17 protein-coding genes are annotated in these 17,858 nt (G+C 71.0%); 7 read left to right on the top strand and 10 right to left on the bottom strand.

All coding sequences use genetic code 11. The features are described 5' to 3' along the window. Positions 1 to 14 precede the first annotated feature (14 nt). From JIG36_RS19850 to JIG36_RS19835, 4 genes are all read right to left on the bottom strand, one after another. Positions 15 to 524, bottom strand: a complete 510-nt coding sequence (locus JIG36_RS19850) for a dihydrofolate reductase (RefSeq protein WP_236047603.1) — start codon at positions 522 to 524, stop codon at positions 15 to 17. Positions 525 to 532: 8 nt separating this feature from the next. Next, positions 533 to 1,333 carry a thymidylate synthase gene (locus tag JIG36_RS19845; protein ID WP_203377804.1) on the bottom strand — a complete coding sequence of 267 codons (801 nt, stop codon included), beginning with the start codon at positions 1,331 to 1,333 and terminating at the stop codon, positions 533 to 535. Between the two features lie 117 nt (positions 1,334 to 1,450). Further along, positions 1,451 to 1,702: a hypothetical protein gene (locus tag JIG36_RS19840; RefSeq protein ID WP_203377803.1), complete on the bottom strand. Its 252-nt coding sequence runs from the start codon at positions 1,700 to 1,702 to the stop codon at positions 1,451 to 1,453. Between the two features lie 110 nt (positions 1,703 to 1,812). Further along, positions 1,813 to 2,088 carry an isoamylase early set domain-containing protein gene (locus JIG36_RS19835; protein ID WP_203377802.1) on the bottom strand — a complete coding sequence of 92 codons (276 nt, stop codon included), beginning with the start codon at positions 2,086 to 2,088 and terminating at the stop codon, positions 1,813 to 1,815. An 81-nt stretch (positions 2,089 to 2,169) separates the two neighbouring features. Between JIG36_RS19835 and JIG36_RS19830 the strand changes: the two genes are divergently transcribed. After that, positions 2,170 to 2,613: a GNAT family N-acetyltransferase gene (locus JIG36_RS19830; RefSeq protein WP_203377801.1), complete on the top strand. Its 444-nt coding sequence runs from the start codon at positions 2,170 to 2,172 to the stop codon at positions 2,611 to 2,613. 130 nt (positions 2,614 to 2,743) lie between these two features. Here the strand turns inward: JIG36_RS19830 and hemQ are convergent, their stop codons facing one another. The 3 genes from hemQ to hemE all read right to left on the bottom strand — a co-directional run bounded on the left by hemQ (position 2,744) and on the right by hemE (position 5,995). Next, positions 2,744 to 3,493: a hydrogen peroxide-dependent heme synthase gene (hemQ, locus tag JIG36_RS19825; protein ID WP_203377800.1), complete on the bottom strand. Its 750-nt coding sequence runs from the start codon at positions 3,491 to 3,493 to the stop codon at positions 2,744 to 2,746. Further along, positions 3,490 to 4,884, bottom strand: a complete 1,395-nt coding sequence (hemG, locus tag JIG36_RS19820; protein WP_203377885.1) for a protoporphyrinogen oxidase — start codon at positions 4,882 to 4,884, stop codon at positions 3,490 to 3,492. The genes hemQ and hemG overlap by 4 nt, the downstream gene beginning before the upstream one ends. 73 nt (positions 4,885 to 4,957) lie before the next feature. Further along, positions 4,958 to 5,995, bottom strand: a complete 1,038-nt coding sequence (gene hemE / locus JIG36_RS19815) for a uroporphyrinogen decarboxylase (RefSeq protein ID WP_307872800.1) — start codon at positions 5,993 to 5,995, stop codon at positions 4,958 to 4,960. Between the two features lie 73 nt (positions 5,996 to 6,068). On the opposite strand from hemE, the gene JIG36_RS19810 reads away from it, so the two are divergent. Beyond that, on the top strand, positions 6,069 to 6,638 hold the full coding sequence (locus JIG36_RS19810) for a DUF3000 domain-containing protein (protein ID WP_203377798.1): 570 nt from the start codon (positions 6,069 to 6,071) through the stop codon (positions 6,636 to 6,638). 151 nt (positions 6,639 to 6,789) lie between these two features. On the opposite strand, the gene JIG36_RS51975 is transcribed toward JIG36_RS19810, so the two are convergent. Further along, complete coding sequence (locus tag JIG36_RS51975) at positions 6,790 to 8,001, bottom strand: S1C family serine protease (RefSeq protein ID WP_236047601.1); 1,212 nt, start codon at positions 7,999 to 8,001, stop codon at positions 6,790 to 6,792. A 143-nt stretch (positions 8,002 to 8,144) separates the two neighbouring features. Here JIG36_RS51975 and JIG36_RS19800 point away from each other — a divergent pair, with 143 nt between their 5' ends. The 5 genes from JIG36_RS19800 (at position 8,145) to JIG36_RS19780 (ending at position 15,876) form a co-directional block, all read left to right on the top strand. Next, positions 8,145 to 9,449: a ribonuclease D gene (locus JIG36_RS19800; protein ID WP_203377797.1), complete on the top strand. Its 1,305-nt coding sequence runs from the start codon at positions 8,145 to 8,147 to the stop codon at positions 9,447 to 9,449. Positions 9,450 to 10,430: 981 nt separating this feature from the next. Next, complete coding sequence (locus JIG36_RS19795; protein ID WP_203377796.1) at positions 10,431 to 11,627, top strand: thiolase family protein; 1,197 nt, start codon at positions 10,431 to 10,433, stop codon at positions 11,625 to 11,627. Next, positions 11,624 to 13,678 (top strand): 3-hydroxyacyl-CoA dehydrogenase NAD-binding domain-containing protein, encoded by a 2,055-nt coding sequence (locus JIG36_RS19790; RefSeq protein ID WP_203377795.1) that lies wholly within the window; start codon positions 11,624 to 11,626, stop codon positions 13,676 to 13,678. Before JIG36_RS19795 ends, JIG36_RS19790 begins: the two co-directional genes overlap by 4 nt. Before the next feature lie 168 nt (positions 13,679 to 13,846). Then, entirely contained in the window at positions 13,847 to 14,818 is a 972-nt protein-coding gene (locus tag JIG36_RS19785) for a hypothetical protein (protein ID WP_203377794.1), read from the top strand. Positions 14,819 to 14,973: 155 nt separating this feature from the next. After that, complete coding sequence (locus tag JIG36_RS19780) at positions 14,974 to 15,876, top strand: DUF2637 domain-containing protein (RefSeq protein WP_203377793.1); 903 nt, start codon at positions 14,974 to 14,976, stop codon at positions 15,874 to 15,876. Positions 15,877 to 15,939: 63 nt separating this feature from the next. On the opposite strand, the gene JIG36_RS19775 is transcribed toward JIG36_RS19780, so the two are convergent. Then, positions 15,940 to 17,172, bottom strand: a complete 1,233-nt coding sequence (locus tag JIG36_RS19775) for a sensor histidine kinase (protein ID WP_203377792.1) — start codon at positions 17,170 to 17,172, stop codon at positions 15,940 to 15,942. Further along, positions 17,169 to 17,843: a response regulator transcription factor gene (locus JIG36_RS19770; protein WP_133874990.1), complete on the bottom strand. Its 675-nt coding sequence runs from the start codon at positions 17,841 to 17,843 to the stop codon at positions 17,169 to 17,171. The genes JIG36_RS19775 and JIG36_RS19770 overlap by 4 nt, the downstream gene beginning before the upstream one ends. Positions 17,844 to 17,858: the final 15 nt, after the last annotated feature.

Here is a 17,858-nt window from a genome sequence, read left to right as displayed (position 1 = left end):
GTCGGCCGAAGAGACTAGCCCGCCCGCGTTGCGCCGATCTTACGAGGCTCGGTCGATTGCCCTTCGCGAACTAATTCCTCGACGACGAAGCGAAGCCCGCTCTGCGAAGTCTGCCAGCCCGCCGACGCCGTGACGACCCACCGTTCACCCGGATCGGGGGCGTAGGTGTCGCCGGGGACATCCAGCTCGAGCCGCGTGCGCAGGATGTGGTCGGCGTGCGGGAGGAAGGCCGCGTAGACGGCTTCCCCACCCATGACCCAGATTTCCCCGTACGCGAGAGCCTCGTCGATCGAGTGCGCGACCTCGGCCCCCGGCGCCGTCCATTGCGGATCGCGGGTCAGCACGACGTTGCGCCGGCCGGGCAGCGGCCGGAACCGCTCCGGCAGCGAATCCCAGGTGGCCCGGCCCATGACCACGGTCGCACCGGTCGTGCGCTGCCGGAACATGGCCTGATCTTCGGGCAGCCGCCACGGGATCTCACCGTTGGCGCCGACCACGCGCCCGTTGGCCTCGGCCCAGATCATGTGGACCGTCATACGGCGACCGGGGCCCGCAGAGCCGGGTGGTGCTTGTAGTCGACCACCGTGAAGTCTTCGTACTTGTAGTCGAAGAGCGAGGACGCCGGCGCGATCTCGAGGCGCGGGAACTCGTACGCCTCGCGGGACAGCTGCTCGGTCACCTGCTCGACGTGGTTGTTGTAGATGTGACAATCGCCACCGACCCAGATGAAGTCACCCGGAAGCAGGCCGACCTGCTCGGCGATCATCTGCGTCAGCAGCGCGTAGCTGGCGATGTTGAACGGCACGCCGAGGAAGAGGTCGGCGCTCCGCTGGTAGAGCTGGCACGAGAGCTTGCCGTCGGCCACGTAGAACTGGAACATCGCGTGGCACGGCGACAGCGCCATCTCGGGCAGGTCGGCCACGTTCCAGGCCGAGACGATCATGCGGCGGGAGTCAGGGTCGCGGCGCAGCGTGTCGAGCACGCCGGCGATCTGGTCGACATGCCCGCCGTCGGGGGTCGGCCAGGAGCGCCACTGCACGCCGTAGACCGGGCCGAGCTCGCCGGATTCCGACGCCCACTCGTCCCAGATCGTCACGCCCTGGTCGCGCAGCCAACCGACGTTGCTCTCGCCGCGCAGGAACCACAGCAACTCGACCGCGACCGACTTGAAGTGCACCCGCTTCGTGGTGATCAGCGGGAACCCGGCCGACAGGTCGTAGCGCAGGCGCTCGCCGAACAGACTCACCGTGCCGGTGCCGGTGCGGTCGCTCTTGGGCGTGCCGGTGTTCAGGACCCGGCTGAGCAGGTCTTCGTACTGGGTGTCGACGGGCATGGCAGCCAAAATACCCGCCGCACGGCCCGGCCCGGCACATCGTGGGGCCGAGTCGCGCGGCGCGCCCGGTGCGGCCGGCACCGGGCGCCGTCGGCGTCCTCCCGGTGGCAACCGGGCCTAGCTGGCCCAGGACTCCGACATCTGCGGGATCTGCTGGTTGAGGGACTGCAGATCCTGCTGCTGCCCGTTCGAGCCGGCGCCGGCACCGCCGACGAAGCCCAGCTCGTTGCCGATCTGCTGCCAGCGCTCGTAGAGCACCTGATCCTGGAGCACGGCCCGGACGTCGTGGTGCGCCGAGCGCAGCTCCTCGAGCGCCGTCTCGTACCGCGCGACCCGCGATTGCAGGTCCAAAGTCTCGTACGTGGTCATGCAGCCAGGTTAGCGAAAGATGAGTAGTTTTATTCGCTTTTCAGCTTCCCCGCGACACGAGCGTCAGGCGGTCCCTTCGAGCGGCGTGTTCCTGGTGCGAACAGATAGGCCTAGACCCGGATCTCACCGCCGTGCGGGCCGAACGCGTCGGCGTTCTCGTCGTCGAACCAGTGGCCGTCGGTGGCCAGGTAACGGAAGTGATAGCTGCCGGGCGGCACGGTCACGCTGACCGTACGGGTCCCGTCGCGACGCGGCTTCAGCTCGTGCGCACCGGGCTCCCAGCCGTTGAACGTGCCGACCACGCTCACGGGACCGGCCGGCTGGTTGACCGGCAGACTGAAAGTCACCCGCGTCTTGTTGCCGAAGAGCCTGTTCCTCTTGATCATCAAGACCTCCACAGCTCGGGCTTCCATCCCTATAACGGCACGCCGCGATACGGGTGACGGCACGCCGCTTACCCTTTCGGCATGCACCCCGAGTCAACTGACGACCTGCGTACGGCCAGCTTCCGAGACCTCGACACCACGACCCTGTACGGGATCCTGAAACTGCGCGCGGACGTCTTCGTGGTCGAGCAGGAATGCGTGTACGGCGATCTCGACGGCCGTGACGACGAGCCCGGTACGCGGCATTTGTGGTTCGAGCGCGACGGCGAGATCCGGGCATACATCCGCGTTCTGGACGACGGCGACGTTCAGCGCATCGGCCGCGTCGTGACCGCGAAGAGCGCCCGCGGCGCCCGCCTGGCGGGCCGGCTCATGGACGAGGCATTGACGATCATCGGCAATCGCCCGAGCGTCCTCGACGCCCAGGCCTACCTGGTCGACTTTTACGCCAAGTTTGGATACACCCAAACCGGCCCCGAATACATCGAGGACGGCATCCCGCACATCCCCATGCACCGCGCCTAGCGCAGGTTCCAGCCGGCCTCGACCGACTCGCGGCACTGCCCGGAGTCGTCGCCGGCGCTGACGAACAGGGCCGTCAACAGCGGGACGCCGTACGCGAGCGCCCCGGCCGGCAGTGCTCGGCTGAGGAACGTCAGGGCAACGTGGCGACGAGCTCGCTGACCGAACGACGGCGGCCCGTGTAGAACGGGACCTCCTCGCGTACGTGCCGGCGCGCGGTCGAGGCCCGCAGGTCGCGCATGAGGTCGACGATGCGGTGCAGCTCGTCGGCCTCGAAGGCCAGCATCCACTCGTAGTCGCCGAGCGCGAACGACGCCACCGTGTTGGCCCGCACGTCGGGGTAGCCCCGGGCCATCTTGCCGTGCTCGGCCAGCATGTAGCGGCGCTCCTCGTCGGGCAGCAGGTACCACTCGTAGGAGCGCACGAACGGGTACACGCAGATGTACGGGCGGGCCTCCTCGCCGGCCAGGAACGCGGGCAGGTGGCTCTTGTTGAACTCGGCCGGCCGGTGCAGCGCCATCTGCGACCAGACGGGGGCCAGGTGACGTCCCAGCGCCGTACGGCGGAACAGCGAGTACGCCTCCTGGAGCGCGTCCGGTGAGCCCGAGTGCCACCAGATCATCACGTCGGCGTCGGCCCGCAGACCCGAGACGTCGTACGTTCCCCGGATCGTCACCTCGGCAGAGCCTTCAGTCGGATTTTGGGTGGAGGGCGGGGTGGTTGGATGGGCGAGCTGCTCGAACAGCCCGTCGACCTCGGTCGCCAGCTCGTCGCGCAACGCCGGCAACGGCGCCTGGGCCCGGAACACCGACCACATCGTGTAGCGGATCGTCGCGTTCAGCTCGTTGATCCGCGCCGCGTTCGATTGCTGCTGCTCGCTCATGCGTCCTCCAAGACCTTGCTCACGTCTTCCGCCGCCCGTTCCCCGCTGGCGATGCAGGCCGGAATGCCCACCCCGTCGAACGCCGCCCCGGCCAGCGCCAGCCCCGGCGGCAGCGCGGCCCGGGCCACGGCCAGCCGGTCGCGGTGCCCCGGCGCGTATTGCGGCAGCCCGCCACCCCAGCGCTGCACCCAGGTGGCGGCCGGCGGCGGCAGCGGCGCGCCGATCAGCTCGCCCAGCTCGTGGTGGGCCCGCTCGGCCAGCACCGTGTCGTCGAACTGCAAGCGCTCCTGCTCGCCGGCCCGGCCCAGCGACACCCGCACGATCACCGGGCCACCCTCGGGGCGCTCCCACTTGCGGGTGACGAAGGTGGCCGCCTTGACCAGCGTGCCCTCGCTCGGCGGCACCAGGAACCCGCTCAGCTCGGGCAGCGGCGTGCCGGGCGGCAGCGCGAGGGCGACCAGCGCCACGCTCGCGTAGTCGAGCCCGCCGACCGCCTCGGCCGCGGTGGGCGCGATCGGGGCCAGCAGCCGCGACGACGGTTTGGCCGGCACGGCCAGAACCACCGCGTCGACGTCGTCGGTCTGCGGCGCCGGCACCGGACCCAGCAGCAGGCGCCAGCCGTGGGCGGTGCGGGCCAGTTCGCGGACGGGAAGACCGAGGCTGATCCGGGCCGCACCGGCCGTGGCGACCGCGCCCACCAGGCGGCTCAGCCCGCCCTCGAGCGCACCGAAGACCGGCCGGCCGGGCACACGACGGCTGGCCGCCTGCGCCGACCGCACGGCCGCCGACAACGTGTGCTCGACCCGCGCGGCCGCGGCCAGCTGGGGCATCGTCACTTCGAGGGACAGCCGGTCGGCCCGGCCGGCATAGACGCCGCCGAGCATCGGGTCGACCAGGCGGTCGACGACCTCGGCGCCGTAACGCTCGCGGACCAGCTCACCGACCGCGACGTCGGCACCCTCGCCCAGCAGCGGCCGCCCGCCGTCGGCGTCGTGACCGGGCGCCGCGTGCGCGATGTCGCCCAGCGTGGCCGGGTCGGCCGGGACGCCGACCAGGGTGCCGGCCGGCATCGGGGCCAGCCGCCCGCCGAACGCCAGCGCGGCCGGAACCTTGTGCGGATGCACCAGGGCGCTTTCCAGGCCCAGACGCTTGACCAGGGCGACCGCGGCCGACTCGGCGCCGTCGGGGCCGGTCATCAGGAACGACTCGGCGCCCCGCTCGACGGTCACGCCGGCCAGCTCACCGGTGCGCAGCTTGCCGCCGAGGGCGCCGCTCTGCTCGTACACGATGATCTCGGTGGCCGGCGGCGTCAGGTCGCGCAGACGCATCGCCGCCGCCAGACCGGCGATGCCGCCGCCGATGACCGCAACCCGCTTTCGCACGGGATCCAGCCTCCCAGGCGCCGCGACCCCCCGTACGGCTGGGGTCGGAAGGTGTGAATTGGATCCGGTGGGACTTTGGGCCCTACCGGGCGGACGCCTCGTGGACGTGGGCGACCAGGCGCGTCAGCACGTCGGGGTCGGTCTCGGGCATGACGCCGTGGCCGAGGTTGAAGACGTGCCCGGGGGCGGCCCGGCCCTGCTCGAGCACGCGGTCGGCCTCGCACCGCACGACATCCCAGCCCGCGAAGAGGATCGCCGGGTCGAGATTTCCCTGTAGGGCGTGATCGGGCCCGATGATTCCGGTCGCGTGGTCGAGCGGCGTCCGCCAGTCGACCCCCACCACGTCGGCGCCGGCCTCGCCCATGGCCCGCAGCAGCACGGCCGTTCCCACTCCGAAGTGGATGCGCGGCACGCCGGCGTCGGCCAGACCCCGCAGCACCCGGGCCGAGTGGGGAAGCACGTGTTCGCGGTAGTCGGCCTCGCTCAGCGCGCCGGCCCACGAGTCGAACAGCTGGACGGCGCTGACCCCGGCGTCGATCTGCGTACGCAGGAAGGTCAGCGTGATGTCGGCCAGGCGGGACAGCAGTGCGTCCCAGAGCTTCGGGGCCGCGTACATCATCGCCTTGGTCTTGAGATAGGTGCGCGACGGGCCGCCCTCGATGAGATAGCTGGCCAGGGTGAACGGCGCGCCCGCGAAACCGATCAGCGGGGTGGCGCCGAGCTCGGCGACCAGCAGCTTCACCGACTCGGCCACGAAGTCGACGTCGGCCGGGGTGATCGGGCGCAGCCGTTCCAGGTCGGCCTCGGCCCGGATCGGCTCGGCCACGACCGGCCCGGTGCCGGCGACGATGTCGAGGTCGACCCCGGCCGCCGCGATCGGCACGACGATGTCGCTGAACAGGATCGCGGCGTCGACGTGGTGCCGGCGTACGGGCTGCAGGGTGATCTCGGTGACCAGCTCGGGCCGCCGGCAGGACTCCAGCATCCCGACCCCCGCGCGGATCTTGCGGTATTCGGGCAGTGACCGGCCCGCCTGCCGCATGAACCAGACCGGGGTGTGCGGCACGTCCTGGCCGCGGCATGCCCGCACAAAAGGCGAATCGTTCAAGACTGAAGTCACCGCGCCATCGTGCCACGACACGCTCGGCGCGCCGATCGGCGACGGACACCGCGTGGCGGCATAGTCTTCCCCCATGGCGTCCCCCTCCGCTGTCCCTCCGGCGTTCGCCCGCGCGGTCGACGCTTTGCGGGCTCCGGCGCCACGCCCCGAGATCCTGCTCGAAGAGATCGCCGCGCCGCAGCGGCTCGCGCCCTACGCGTTCGCGATCAGCGCGACCGTGCTGCGCTCGGGCGACGAGGTCGCGGGCGGGCGGCTGATCCTGCTGCACGACCCGGCCGGGCACGAGGCCTGGCACGGTGACATCCGCCTGGTCACGCTGGTCACGGCCGAGCTCGAGGACGACCTGGCCGGCGACCCGATGCTGTCGGCGGTGGCCTGGACGTGGCTGACCGACGCGCTCGACCAGCACGCGGCGGCGTACACGGCGATCGGCGGCACGATCACCCAGACCACCTCGACCCGGTTCGGCGAGCTGGCCGGACCGGCGCCGACGGCCGACCTCGAGGTACGCGCGTCCTGGACCCCGACCGGCGACGACTTCACGGCCCACCTGCAGGGCTGGTGCGCGATGCTGGCCTCGACGGCCGGCCTCCCCCCACCCGGCGTGACCGCCCTAGGCGACCGCGCCCAGCGCGTGGGTTGAGCGCAACCAACCGGTGGTTCGAGTGCAACCAAAGTCGAAGTTCGCCCGTCGATGACTTGGGCTCTGAAACGGCTAGCGAAGCGAGGCCGTTTTCAGCGCCCAAGTCATCGACCTCCCGGGGCGAAATTCTCGCCGAGCGGGCAGCGAAGGCCTAACATACAGCGAATGTCTCGCAGGCTGTCTTGATCGGGATCGCCAGGCCGATGCCCTCGGCGTCCTTGGCCTTGGCCGTCGCCACGCCGACCACCTGCTCGTTCGCGTTGACCACGGGACCACCCGAGTTGCCCGGGTTGATCGGCGCGTCGAACTGGATCGTCGGGCCGTCGGCGTCGTTCGGGCGGTAGGCGCTGATCACGCCGGTGGTGACCGAGTCGTCCAGGCCGAGCGGCGCGCCCACCACCACGATCGGCTGGCCCGGCTTGACCTGCGTGGTCGACGTGCCGAGGCTGACGATCTTCTGGTTGGCCCGCAGCAGAGCCAGGTCCTTGGCCTTGTCGACCTTGACGATGGTGGCGTTGATGCGGGTGTTGCCGCGCTCGAGCGAGACCCGGCGGCCGCCGTCGGTCCAGGTCTCGGCGACCACGTGGTAGTTCGTGAACAGGTTGGCCTGGTTGCCGGTGGCCTTCTTGCCGACCGAGAACGCGGTGCCGGTGAAGTTGCCCGCGCGCACCCGGAACACGCTCGGCAGCACGCCCGACGAGACGCCCTCGGGGTCGAACACGCCGGCCAGCTGCTTCTCGAGGCGGTCGGTGCGGTCCTGCTCGGCCGAGAACGCGGAGGCCAGGTCCTGGTTGTGCCGGCTCATCCCCTCGATCCGGTACGCCTGCCAGCCCGCCACCAGGAGCAGCAGCACCACGACACCGATGATCAGCGGTTTGAGGCGGTTGCCGGTCGAGGGGGCGCGCTGGGGGATCGGTTCGGGTTCCGCCGTACGGGCGAGACCGCCCTGCCAAGTCGGCTGCTCTCCCGTGAACCTCGGCTGTTCTCCCGTTAAGCGCGGCTGTTCTCCCGTGAAGCGCGGCTGCTCTCCCGTGAAGCGCGGCTGCTCTCCCGTGTGGCGCTGCTGAGGGATCGGTGCGGGTGTCGCCCACTGCGGGTCCTCGACCCACTGCTGCTGCCTCGGCGCCGGCTCGGCCCATTGATCCGGCTGCGGCTCGGCCCACTGACCGGCCCGCGAATCCGTCCACTGATCCGCCCGCGAATCGGCCCACTGATCCGGCCGCGGCTCGGCCCACGGGTCGGCGGCCGGCTCGGCCCAGCGTCCCTCGGGCGTCGCCCGGACCTCCTCGGCGCGGCGCCGTCCGTCGTATCGGCGCTGCTCACCAGAGCCCGCGGGGGTGAACGGTTCGTAGGTCATGGTCATCCGGCGCGGCCTCCCGGGTATCGGCGCTGCGGGAGGTAGTACGGAGAAAACCGCGCTTCGGATCAGCCGAGTTGTCGATCGAGAAACGGCGCGCCGGGACCCGGCTGCAAGCAGGCGGGGTGGGGTCCCCGTACGGTAACGGAGTGACCGACGAAGCACCCCTGCGCCGTCGGGACACGCCGGAGCCCGAAAGGGACGGACGACCGCACGCCGACTCGCCCGACCCGACGTCTGGCGGTCCCGAACCCGTCCCGCTGACCGCACCCCGTGAGGGCACCCCTCGACCAGTCGAGACCGACGACGAACTCGCCGAGGTCGTGGCCCGGATGGCCGCCGGGTCGGGACCGGTCGCGGTCGACGCCGAGCGCGCCTCCGGCTACCGCTACACCCAGCGGGCCTACCTCGTCCAGCTGCGCCGGGCCGGCGCCGGGACCGTGCTGATCGACCCGATGCCGCTCGACGACCTGCGCACGCTCGACGCCGCGCTGGCCGAGAGCGAGTGGGTGCTGCACGCGGCCAGCCAGGACCTCGCGTGTCTCGCCGAACTGGGCATGAAGCCCCGCCGCCTGTTCGACACCGAACTGGCGGCCCGCCTGGCCGGCTTCGAGCGGGTCGGCTTGGCCGCGCTCACCGAGCAGCTGCTGGGCTATTCGCTCGAGAAGCACCACTCGGCCGCCGACTGGTCGACCCGTCCGCTGCCCGAGTCGTGGCTGACCTACGCCGCGCTCGACGTCGAGCTGCTCACCGACCTGCGCGACCACCTGGCGGCCGAGCTCGACCGGCAGGGCAAGACGGCCTGGGCCGCCGAGGAGTTCGCGGCCCTGGTCGCGAGTGCCGACCGCCCGCCGCGGGTGCGCCCCGACCCGTGGCGTCGCACGTCGGGAATACACCGTGTACGTGGTGCGCGGGCCCAGTCCCGGGTCCGTGCCCTCTGGTACGCCCGCGACGGCGTGGCCGCCCGGCGTGACTCGGCCCCCGGCCGGGTGCTGCCCGACTCCGCGATCGTCGCCGCCGCCGAGGCCGACCCCAAGGACGAGCGCACGCTGCTCGCGATCGCCGGTTTCGGTGGCCGCTCGGTGCGCCGCCTGGCCCGGGTGTGGCTCGACGCGCTCGACGAGGCCCGCGCCCTGCCCGACGACGCCCTGCCGGTGAACCAGCCGGTCGAGGGCCCGCCCCCGCCGCACCGCTGGGCCGAGCGCGACCCGGTGGCGGCGGCCCGCCTGGCCCGCTGCCGGGCGGTCGTCGTCGCCACCGCCGAGGGCCACAACCTGCCGCCGGAAAACCTGATCAGCCCCGATTTCGTACGGCGTCTGGCCTGGTCCCCACCCGACGAGGTGAACGCGCAGACGGTCGGCGACACGTTGCGGGGCTTCGGCGCCCGCAGCTGGCAGGTCACCTTGCTGGCCGACCAGCTGGCCGCAGTGCTGCCCGAGCCCTCCACCACCTGACAAACACCACGGGACAGCTGCTGCCGAAGCCGTCCACCACCCGAGAGACACCACGCAACGGGCCGAGCGCATTTCCGCGTTCGGCCCGTTCGCTTGTTACGCCCCACGTGTTACGCCGCCGCATCCCGTGTCCCACCCAGAGCTGGTGGCGACCGCCGCCTCCCCCGCCCAAGAGCTGGTGGCGACCGTCCCCACCCCCGCCCGAGAACTGGTGGCGACCGTCCCTCCCCCTGCCCGAGAACTGGCGGCGACCTACGTAGAAGTTACGCCGCCCCCTCCCCCGCCCCTTTGGGAGTGGTGACGACCGTACGGCCGCCCGCTGACAAGAAATCGCGTTGTCCACAGGCTGCCGGGTGTGCCCCTTGTCACGCTCCGGCGCTCCAGTGCACCTTGGCCCGGCCGTCGTCTGTGCCGCAGCGTTCGCACTGCGAGTAACGGACGCCTTCCGGGTTCGCGCGCCGCGCCCACTTGTGCCACCCCAGGCGGCACCTGAACGGCTTGCTCATAGCGTGAAGCTACGCTCACCCCGCGTTCACCCACCTCGCCCGAACGGCCTCGGCGAAACCCCCACCAACCAGCCCCAACGTGGTTTTGTGGGTGAAGCGCCACCGCTCACGCACGTCGCCGTGGTGGGTTTCGCGTTCTGGACGCGCCAGCGGCCAGCGAAAGCCGCCGCGGCCCCCGCGGGAGCGACGGTCCGACACCCACCACCCAGCCGGGACATCATGCACTTGATCTTCAGGTTTGACGGCCTGAGCAGGAGCCACGGCCACCCACCACCCAGCCAGGACATTCGGCATTTGATCTTGATTCAGGGCCCGCTTGATTCGGGGCACGAAAGCGTCCACCCCAGCCTGAACATGGATATCGATCTCCGCCTTGGATCGTCGTTGTGAGGTTTTCGCCAGGCGGTGGCAGACGTTAGTTACCGACGAGTAGCATCCCCTTTACAGCTTGGGCTCGCCTGCAAGGAGGCTTGTTGTGCCCCGTGAAGTACGCGAGGTCGTCTTCGTCGACGGCGTCCGCACACCGTTCGGCAAGGCGGGTGGCATGTATGCCGAGACCCGCGCCGACGACCTGGTCATCCGCTGCATCCGCGAGCTGATGCGCCGCAACCCCCAGCTCCCGCCCGACCGGGTCGACGAGGTCGCGATCGCGGCCACCACCCAGATCGGCGACCAGGGGCTCACCATCGGCCGCACCGCCGCCCTGCTCTCGGGGCTGCCCAAGACCGTCCCGGGCTACGCGGTCGACCGCATGTGCGCCGGCGCCATGACCGCGGTCACCAACGTGGCCGGCGGCATCGCGATGGGCGCCTACGACGTGGCGATCGCGGGCGGCGTCGAGCACATGGGCCGCCACCCGATGGGCGAGGGCGTCGACCCCAACCCGCGCATCATCGCCGAGAAACTGGTCGACCCGTCGGCCCTGGTGATGGGCTCCACGGCGGAGAACCTGCACGACCGCCTGCCCGGCATCACCAAGGAGCGGACCGACCGCTACGGGCTGAACTCGCAGCTCAAGACGGCCAAGGCGTACGCCGACGGCAAGCTTCAGCCCGACATGGTGCCGGTCGCGCTGCGCAGCGCCGAGCAGGGCTGGGGCCTGGCCACGGCCGACGAGGCGCCGCGCGAGACCTCGATGGAGAAGCTCGCGACCCTCAAGACCCCGTTCCGCCCGCACGGCCGGGTCACCGCGGGCAACGCGGCCGGTCTCAACGACGGCGCCACGGCGGCGCTGCTCGCGAGCGAGGAGACGGCCCGCGAGCTGGGCCTGCCGATCGCGATGCGGATGGTGTCGTACGGCTTCGTCGGCGTCGAGCCCGAGATCATGGGTTACGGCCCGATCCCGTCGACCGAGAAGGCCCTCAAGAAGGCCGGCCTCACCATCGACGACATCGGCCTGTTCGAGCTGAACGAGGCGTTCGCGGTTCAGGTGCTGGCGTTCCTCGACCACTACGGCATCGCCGACGACGACCCGCGGGTCAACCCGTGGGGCGGCGCGATCGCGATCGGCCACCCGCTCGCCTCCTCCGGCGTCCGCCTGATGACGCAGCTCGCGCGCCACTTCGCCGAGCACCCCGAGGTCCGTTACGGCCTCACCGCCATGTGCATCGGCATCGGCATGGGCGGCACCGTGATCTGGGAGAACCCGAACTGGGACGGAGCGGCGAAGTGATCGAGCACCCGAACGAGGTCGTCACCAAGGCGCTTGTCCGGTTTGTCCAGGTGGGGCAGCAGAAGGCCGCCCTGATCACGCTGGACAACGGGTTCGACCACAAGAAGCCGAACAGCTTCGGGCCCGCGGGGTTGAGAAGCCTGGACGAGGCGATCACGGTGGCCACCGAAGCGGACCCGGCCTTCATCGCGATCACCGGCAAGCCGTACATCTTCTGCGTCGGCGCGGACATCACCGGCATTCCGTACCTCACGAGTCGCGAGCAGGCGGTTGAGCTGGGCGAGCTCGGCCACCGTGTCTTCGCCCGGCTCAAGAACTCGGAAATTCCGACTTTTGCCTTCATCAACGGCGCCGCGCTCGGTGGCGGCCTCGAGGTGGCGCTGCACTGTCACTACCGCACGGTCTCGGGCGGCGCGGCGGCGCTCGGCCTGCCCGAGGTCGCGATCGGTCTGGTCCCCGGTTGGGGCGGCAGCCAGCTGCTCCCCAACCTGATCGGCGTTCCCGGCGCGGCCCAGGTCATCCTGCAGAACCCGCTGACCCAGAAGGTGCTGCGCCCCAAGCAGGCCCGCGAGTTCGGCCTGGCCGACGAGCTGTTCGAACCGGCCGACTTCCTGGAGCGCTCGCTCGAATGGGCGGCCGGCGTGGTCAAGGGCGACGTCACCGTCGAGCGGCCCGAGGTCGACCGGGACATGTGGGAGGGCGTGCTCTTCTTCGCCAAGCAGCAGCTCGACGAGAAGCTGCACGGCGCCGTCCCGAGCGCCAACAAGGCCCTCGAGCTGCTGGCCCTGGCCAAGGACGCGAGCTTCGAAGAGGGCACCGCGGCCGAGACCCAGGTGCTGGCCGACCTGATCATGGGGGACGAGTCGCGGGCCAGCCTGTACGCGTTCGACCTGGTGCAGCGGCGGGCCAAGCGCCCGGTCGGCGTGCCCGACAAGTCGCTCGCCCGCAAGGTCACCAAGGTCGGCATCGTCGGCGCCGGTCTGATGGCGTCGCAGCTGGCCCTGCTGTTCGTGCGCCGCCTGCAGGTGCCGGTGGTGCTCACCGACATCGACCAGGCCCGCGTCGACAAGGGCGTGTCGTACGTCACCGAGCAGATCGACAAGCTGGTCGCCAAGCGCCGCCTCGACGAGGGCACCGCGGCCAAGCTGCGCGGCCTGGTCAGCGGGTCGGTCGACAAGTCCGTCTTCGCCGATGCCGACTTCGTGATCGAGGCCGTCTTCGAGAACCTCGAGCTCAAGAAGCAGATCTGGGCCGAGCTCGAGAAGATCGTCACGCCCGAGGCGATCCTGGCGACCAACACCAGCTCGCTGTCGGTGACCGACATGGCGGCCGGCCTCGAGCACCCCGAGCGGGTCGTCGGTTTCCACTTCTTCAACCCGGTCGCCGTGCTGCCGCTCCTCGAGATCATCAAGGGCGAGCAGACCGACGACGCGACGCTGGCCACGGCATTCGCGGTCGGCAAGGAACTGAAGAAGTCGTCGGTGCTGGTCAAGGACGCCCCGGCGTTCGTGGTCAACCGGCTGCTGACCCGGGTCACCAGCGAGATCTTCCGGGCCATCGACGCCGGCACTCCGCTCGACGTGGTGAATGAGGCGATGGACCCGCTGGGCCTGCCGATGCGCCCGATCGCGCTGCTCCAGCTGGTCGGCCCGGCGGTCGCCTACCACGTGGGCGAGACCCTGCACGCGGCCTTCCCCGACCGGTTCGCCGAGTCGGAGAACCTCAAGAAGATCGTCGACGCCGGCCTGCCCGTCATGGTCGACGACGAGATCAACCCCGAGGTGGCCAAGCTGGTCGCGGGCGGCACGGCGCCGCTGAGCGCCGACGAGGTACGCCAGAAGGCCCTGGACGCCCTGGCCGAGGAGATCCGCATCATGCTCGACGAGGGCGTGGTCGCCGAGGCGCAGGACATCGACCTCTGCATGATCCTCGGCGCCGGATACCCGTTCCACCTCGGTGGTGTGACGCCGTACCTGGACCGCAGTGGCACTTCCGAGCGCGTGACCGGCAAGCGGTTCCTGCCCCGAGGGGTGGCCGGTCTGCCCGCCTGACCCACGGTGACGGTCTGATTGCCGACGCCCCGTACCCTCTGGTACGGGGCGTCGTCACGTTCTCATCCGATTTGCCCACATGGCCCGTCCCGCCACCGGCGAACGGGTGACGTGCACATTCGCGGCGTGCCGCTAGGCTCGCGCGGTACCCGATTGATGGAGCGCTCGATGTCGCAGCCCCCGTACCCCGGCCAGCCCTACCCCGGCGACCCGTCTTCCGGCCAGCCGAACCAGGGTCAGCCGCCCTATCAGGGTCAGCCGTACAACCCGCCGACCACGCCCTACCCGTCATCCGGCCAGCCCGACTACGGCCAGCCTTCGTACGGGCAGCAGCCGCAGTACGGTCAGCAGCCGCCGGCCTACGGTCAGCCCGTGTCCGGCGCCGAATACGGCCAGCCTCAGTACGGCCAGCAGCCCCAGTACGGGCAGCAGCCCGGCTACGGCGGCCAGCCCGGCTTCCCGCCGCCGCAGCCGCCGAAGAAGAAGTCCCGCGCCCTGCCGATCATCCTGGTCTCGGTCGCGATCGTGCTGGTGCTCTGCGTGGGTGGTGTCACCGCGCTCTACATGATCGGCAAGGACAAGGCCGACGACATCAACGACGCGGTCAGCGACCTCTCCACGACCGCGCCGGTGTCGCCGACCGACGAGCCGACGACCGACCCGACCACCGAGGCGCCGTCGACGACGGTCACCATCGCCGAGCCGACCACCCTGGGCGGCCGCAAGAAGCTGACCTCGGCCCAGTTCAAGGCGATCGCCGACCAGCTCAAGAACGGCCTTGAGTCGGTGCCCGGCGCCACCAACACGGTCGGCGCCCTCTACGGCGACATCGCCGACCAGGACATCGTCATCGTGGCGGCGGCCGAGGCCCCGATCAAGGACCCGAAGACCGAGCTGGAGCAGACCTTCTACGGCGCCGGCATCGGCGGGCTGAAGATCGACAACATCACCACCGCGCCGACCGGCACGCTGGGCGGGGCCGCCAAGTGCGGCAGCTCCGAGACCTCCGGCATCGACATGGCGATCTGCACCTGGGCCGACGAGGGCAGCGTCGGCATGTTCATCTGGTACTTCAGCTCGGTGAGCAGTGCCAAGGCCGAGTTCCCCAAGCTCCGGGCCCAGGTCGAAAAGAAGCGTTGACGCGTCAAGTCGACACGCCGGGCAACACGATCACATAGTCGCATCGCCTCCGGAACGGACCGGTCACGGTTCCCGCCCCGGAGGCGTTGTCGTAACCCGCAGCGGTCAGGATGGGCGCCGGTCGATCCGACGAACACGCTGAGGGAGAAGGTCCGGTGGTCCTGGAGCAACTGCGTCGCGTCCGCTGGGCCGTACGAGCCACGCTGCTGCTCGGCGTGGCGGCCTCGGTGGTCGCCAACATCCTGCACGCCCTGGACAACCCGATCAGCCAGGCGATCGCGGCCTGGCCGCCGCTGGCCCTGCTGCTCACCGTCGAGCTGATCTCCCGGGTGCCGGTCCACCGCCGCTACCTGGCCGTTCTGCGCTTCGCCGCCACCGCGATCATCGCGGGCATCGCGGCCTGGGTCTCCTACTGGCACATGGTCGGGGTGGCCGCCCGCTACGGCGAGACCGGCGCGTCGCCCTATCTTCTTCCGCTCTCGGTCGACGGCCTGATCGTGGTGGCCAGCATCTGCCTGGTCGAGCTGGGCGGGCGCATCTCGACGCTGGAGCGCGAGGCGCGGGAGCCGGCCGCACCGCCGGCACCGGCACCGGCGATCCGCGAAGAGGCCCCGGTCCCGGTCCCGGTCCCGGCACCTCTTCCGGGACTGATCCCGAGCCCGCTCAGCGCCGCTCATGCCCGTGTCAACGGCCCGCGAGCGGGAGCGTCCGCGCTCAACCCGGCCACCGCCGCCGCCCTGGCCGAGGTCGCCGCCGCGCTCCCCCGCTCCGACACCGGCAGCTATCCCCTGGCCACGCCCCGGCCGCCGACCACGCGTTCGGGCATGCCGCAGCCAGCAGCCGCGGCTCGGAGCGTCCCGGCCCAGCGCACGACGACCCGCACGGTCACGGCGTCGGCCCCCGAACCCGAGCGCAAGACCCGCCGCACGCCGGCCGAGACGGTCGCCCTGGCCGAGCAGATCCGGGCCGCCCGCCCCGAGCTGAACGAGACCGAACTCGCCGCCGAGCTGGGCATCAGCCCGTCCCGCTGGCGCTCGATCCGACGCGAGGCCGCATAAAGCGAGACCGCGTGAAGCGAGACCGCGTGAAGCGAGACCGCGTAAAGCGAGACCCCGGAGCGCTCAGGCGACGCCCAGTCCCTTCGCCCGCGGCACCGAGGCCGTGGCGGCCACCACCGGCGTCGTGTCGGCCGTCGGCAGCGACACCGTCACCTCGAGACCACCCCCGGCCTGGGCCACCGCCGACACCGTCCCGCCGTGGGCATCGCAGACGGCCCGCACGATCGACAGGCCAAGACCGGAACCCCGCGATCCCGTACGCTCCCAGCCGCCCCTCCGGAACGGTTCGAACAACCCGGGCACGTCGCCCGGCTCGACCTCATAGCCGGTGTTGCCGACGATCAGCCGGGCCTGCCCGTTGACCGTCTCGGTGCGCAGCCACAGCCGGCCCAGCAGGTGGTTGTAGCGGATGGCGTTCTCGATCAGGTTGCCGGCCAGCCGGTCGAGCAGCGACGGGTCGCCCACCACCGGGGCCGGCCGCAGGTCGGTGGTCACGTCGAGCTTGAGCCGTTCCGCCTCGGCCTTCACCGCCGAAAGCGCGTTGGTCACGCTGGTCGCCATGTCGGCCGGCACCTTACGCACCAGCCGCCGCCCGGACTGCGCCTCCGAGCGGGCGAGCACCAGCAGCGCGTCGACCAGCCCGTTGGCCCGCTCAGAGGCGTTGCGCACCACCTTGGCCATGCGGCGGTATTCGGCGACGTCGGCCTCGTCGTCGCTGAGGGTCACGTCGATCTCGGTGCGCATCACCGCCAGGGGTGTGCGCAGCTCGTGCGAGGCGTTGGCGACGAACCGCTTCTGCGACTCGAACGCGCCCGCCAGCCGGTCCAGCATCGCGTCGAACGTGCGGGCCAGCTCGGCCACCTCGTCGTCGGCGCCCGAGTATTTGATGCGCTGGTCGAGCGTCTCCTCGCCGAGACGCCGCGCGGTCTGGGTGACGGTGTGCAGCGGGCGCAGCGCCCGGCCGGCCACCGCGTAGGCCCCGGCGATGCCGATGATGCCGATCGCCACGAGCGCGACCAGCCCCTTGACCAGCATCTCGCGGGCCGCCTGGTCGATCAGCGTCTCCTGCCACTGCGCCGCGTCGACCGAGCGCCCGTCGGTGAGCGTGACCGTCGAACCGGGCTGCAGCCCCACGCCGGGGTGCATCACGTCGCCGACCAGCAGCCAGGCCAGCAGCACCAGGATCGCGCCGGCGCCGACCAGCAGGATGCCGTTGAGCAGGGTGAGCCGCAGCCGCAGGGTGGGTCGCAGGGTGAAGCCCGGGCCCCGCTTGTTGCGGCCGAGATAGACCGTCATGAGAGGACGACCGGTTCGGGCACCCGGTAGCCCGCGCCGACCACGGTCTCGATCAGCGGTGGGTCGCCCACCTTTTTCCGCAGCGTCATCACGGTCACCCGGACGGTCGTGGTGAACGGGTCGGTGTTGGCGTCCCAGACCCGTTCCAGCAGTTCCTCGCTCGACACGACCCCGCCGCGGGCCTTGAGCAGCTCTTCGAGGACGCCGAACTCCTTGTTGGTGAGCTCGATCGGGGTGCCGCCGCGGGTGACGACCCGGCGGGTCTGGTCGAGCACCAGGTTGCCGACCGTCAGCACGGGCGGGGCGGCCGGGGTGGCCCGCCGGCCCAGCGCCTGCACCCGGGCCACCAGTTCCTCGAAGGCGAACGGCTTGGCCAGGTAGTCGTCGGCACCCAGCTGCAGGCCCTCGACCCGGTCGGCGACGGTGCCGCTGGCCGTGAGCATCAGCACCCGGGTGAGCGCGCCCGACTCGACCAGGGCGGCGCAGATCTCGTCGCCGTGCATGCCGGGCAGGTCACGGTCGAGCACCACGACGTCGTACCTGGTCACGTAAGCCATTTCGTGGCCCTGGAGACCGTCGTACGCGACGTCGACCGCCATCCCCTTGCGTCGCAGCCCTCGCGCGATCGCGTCGCAGAGGTTCCGCTCGTCCTCGACTACCAGTACACGCACCGCAGACCTCCGTGA

Source organism: Paractinoplanes ovalisporus (assembly GCF_016834655.1).
In the GTDB taxonomy this organism is placed as follows: domain Bacteria; phylum Actinomycetota; class Actinomycetes; order Mycobacteriales; family Micromonosporaceae; genus Actinoplanes; species Actinoplanes ovalisporus.
Note: the sequence above shows the minus strand (reverse complement) of the source record. Positions and strands in the feature narration are given on the sequence as shown.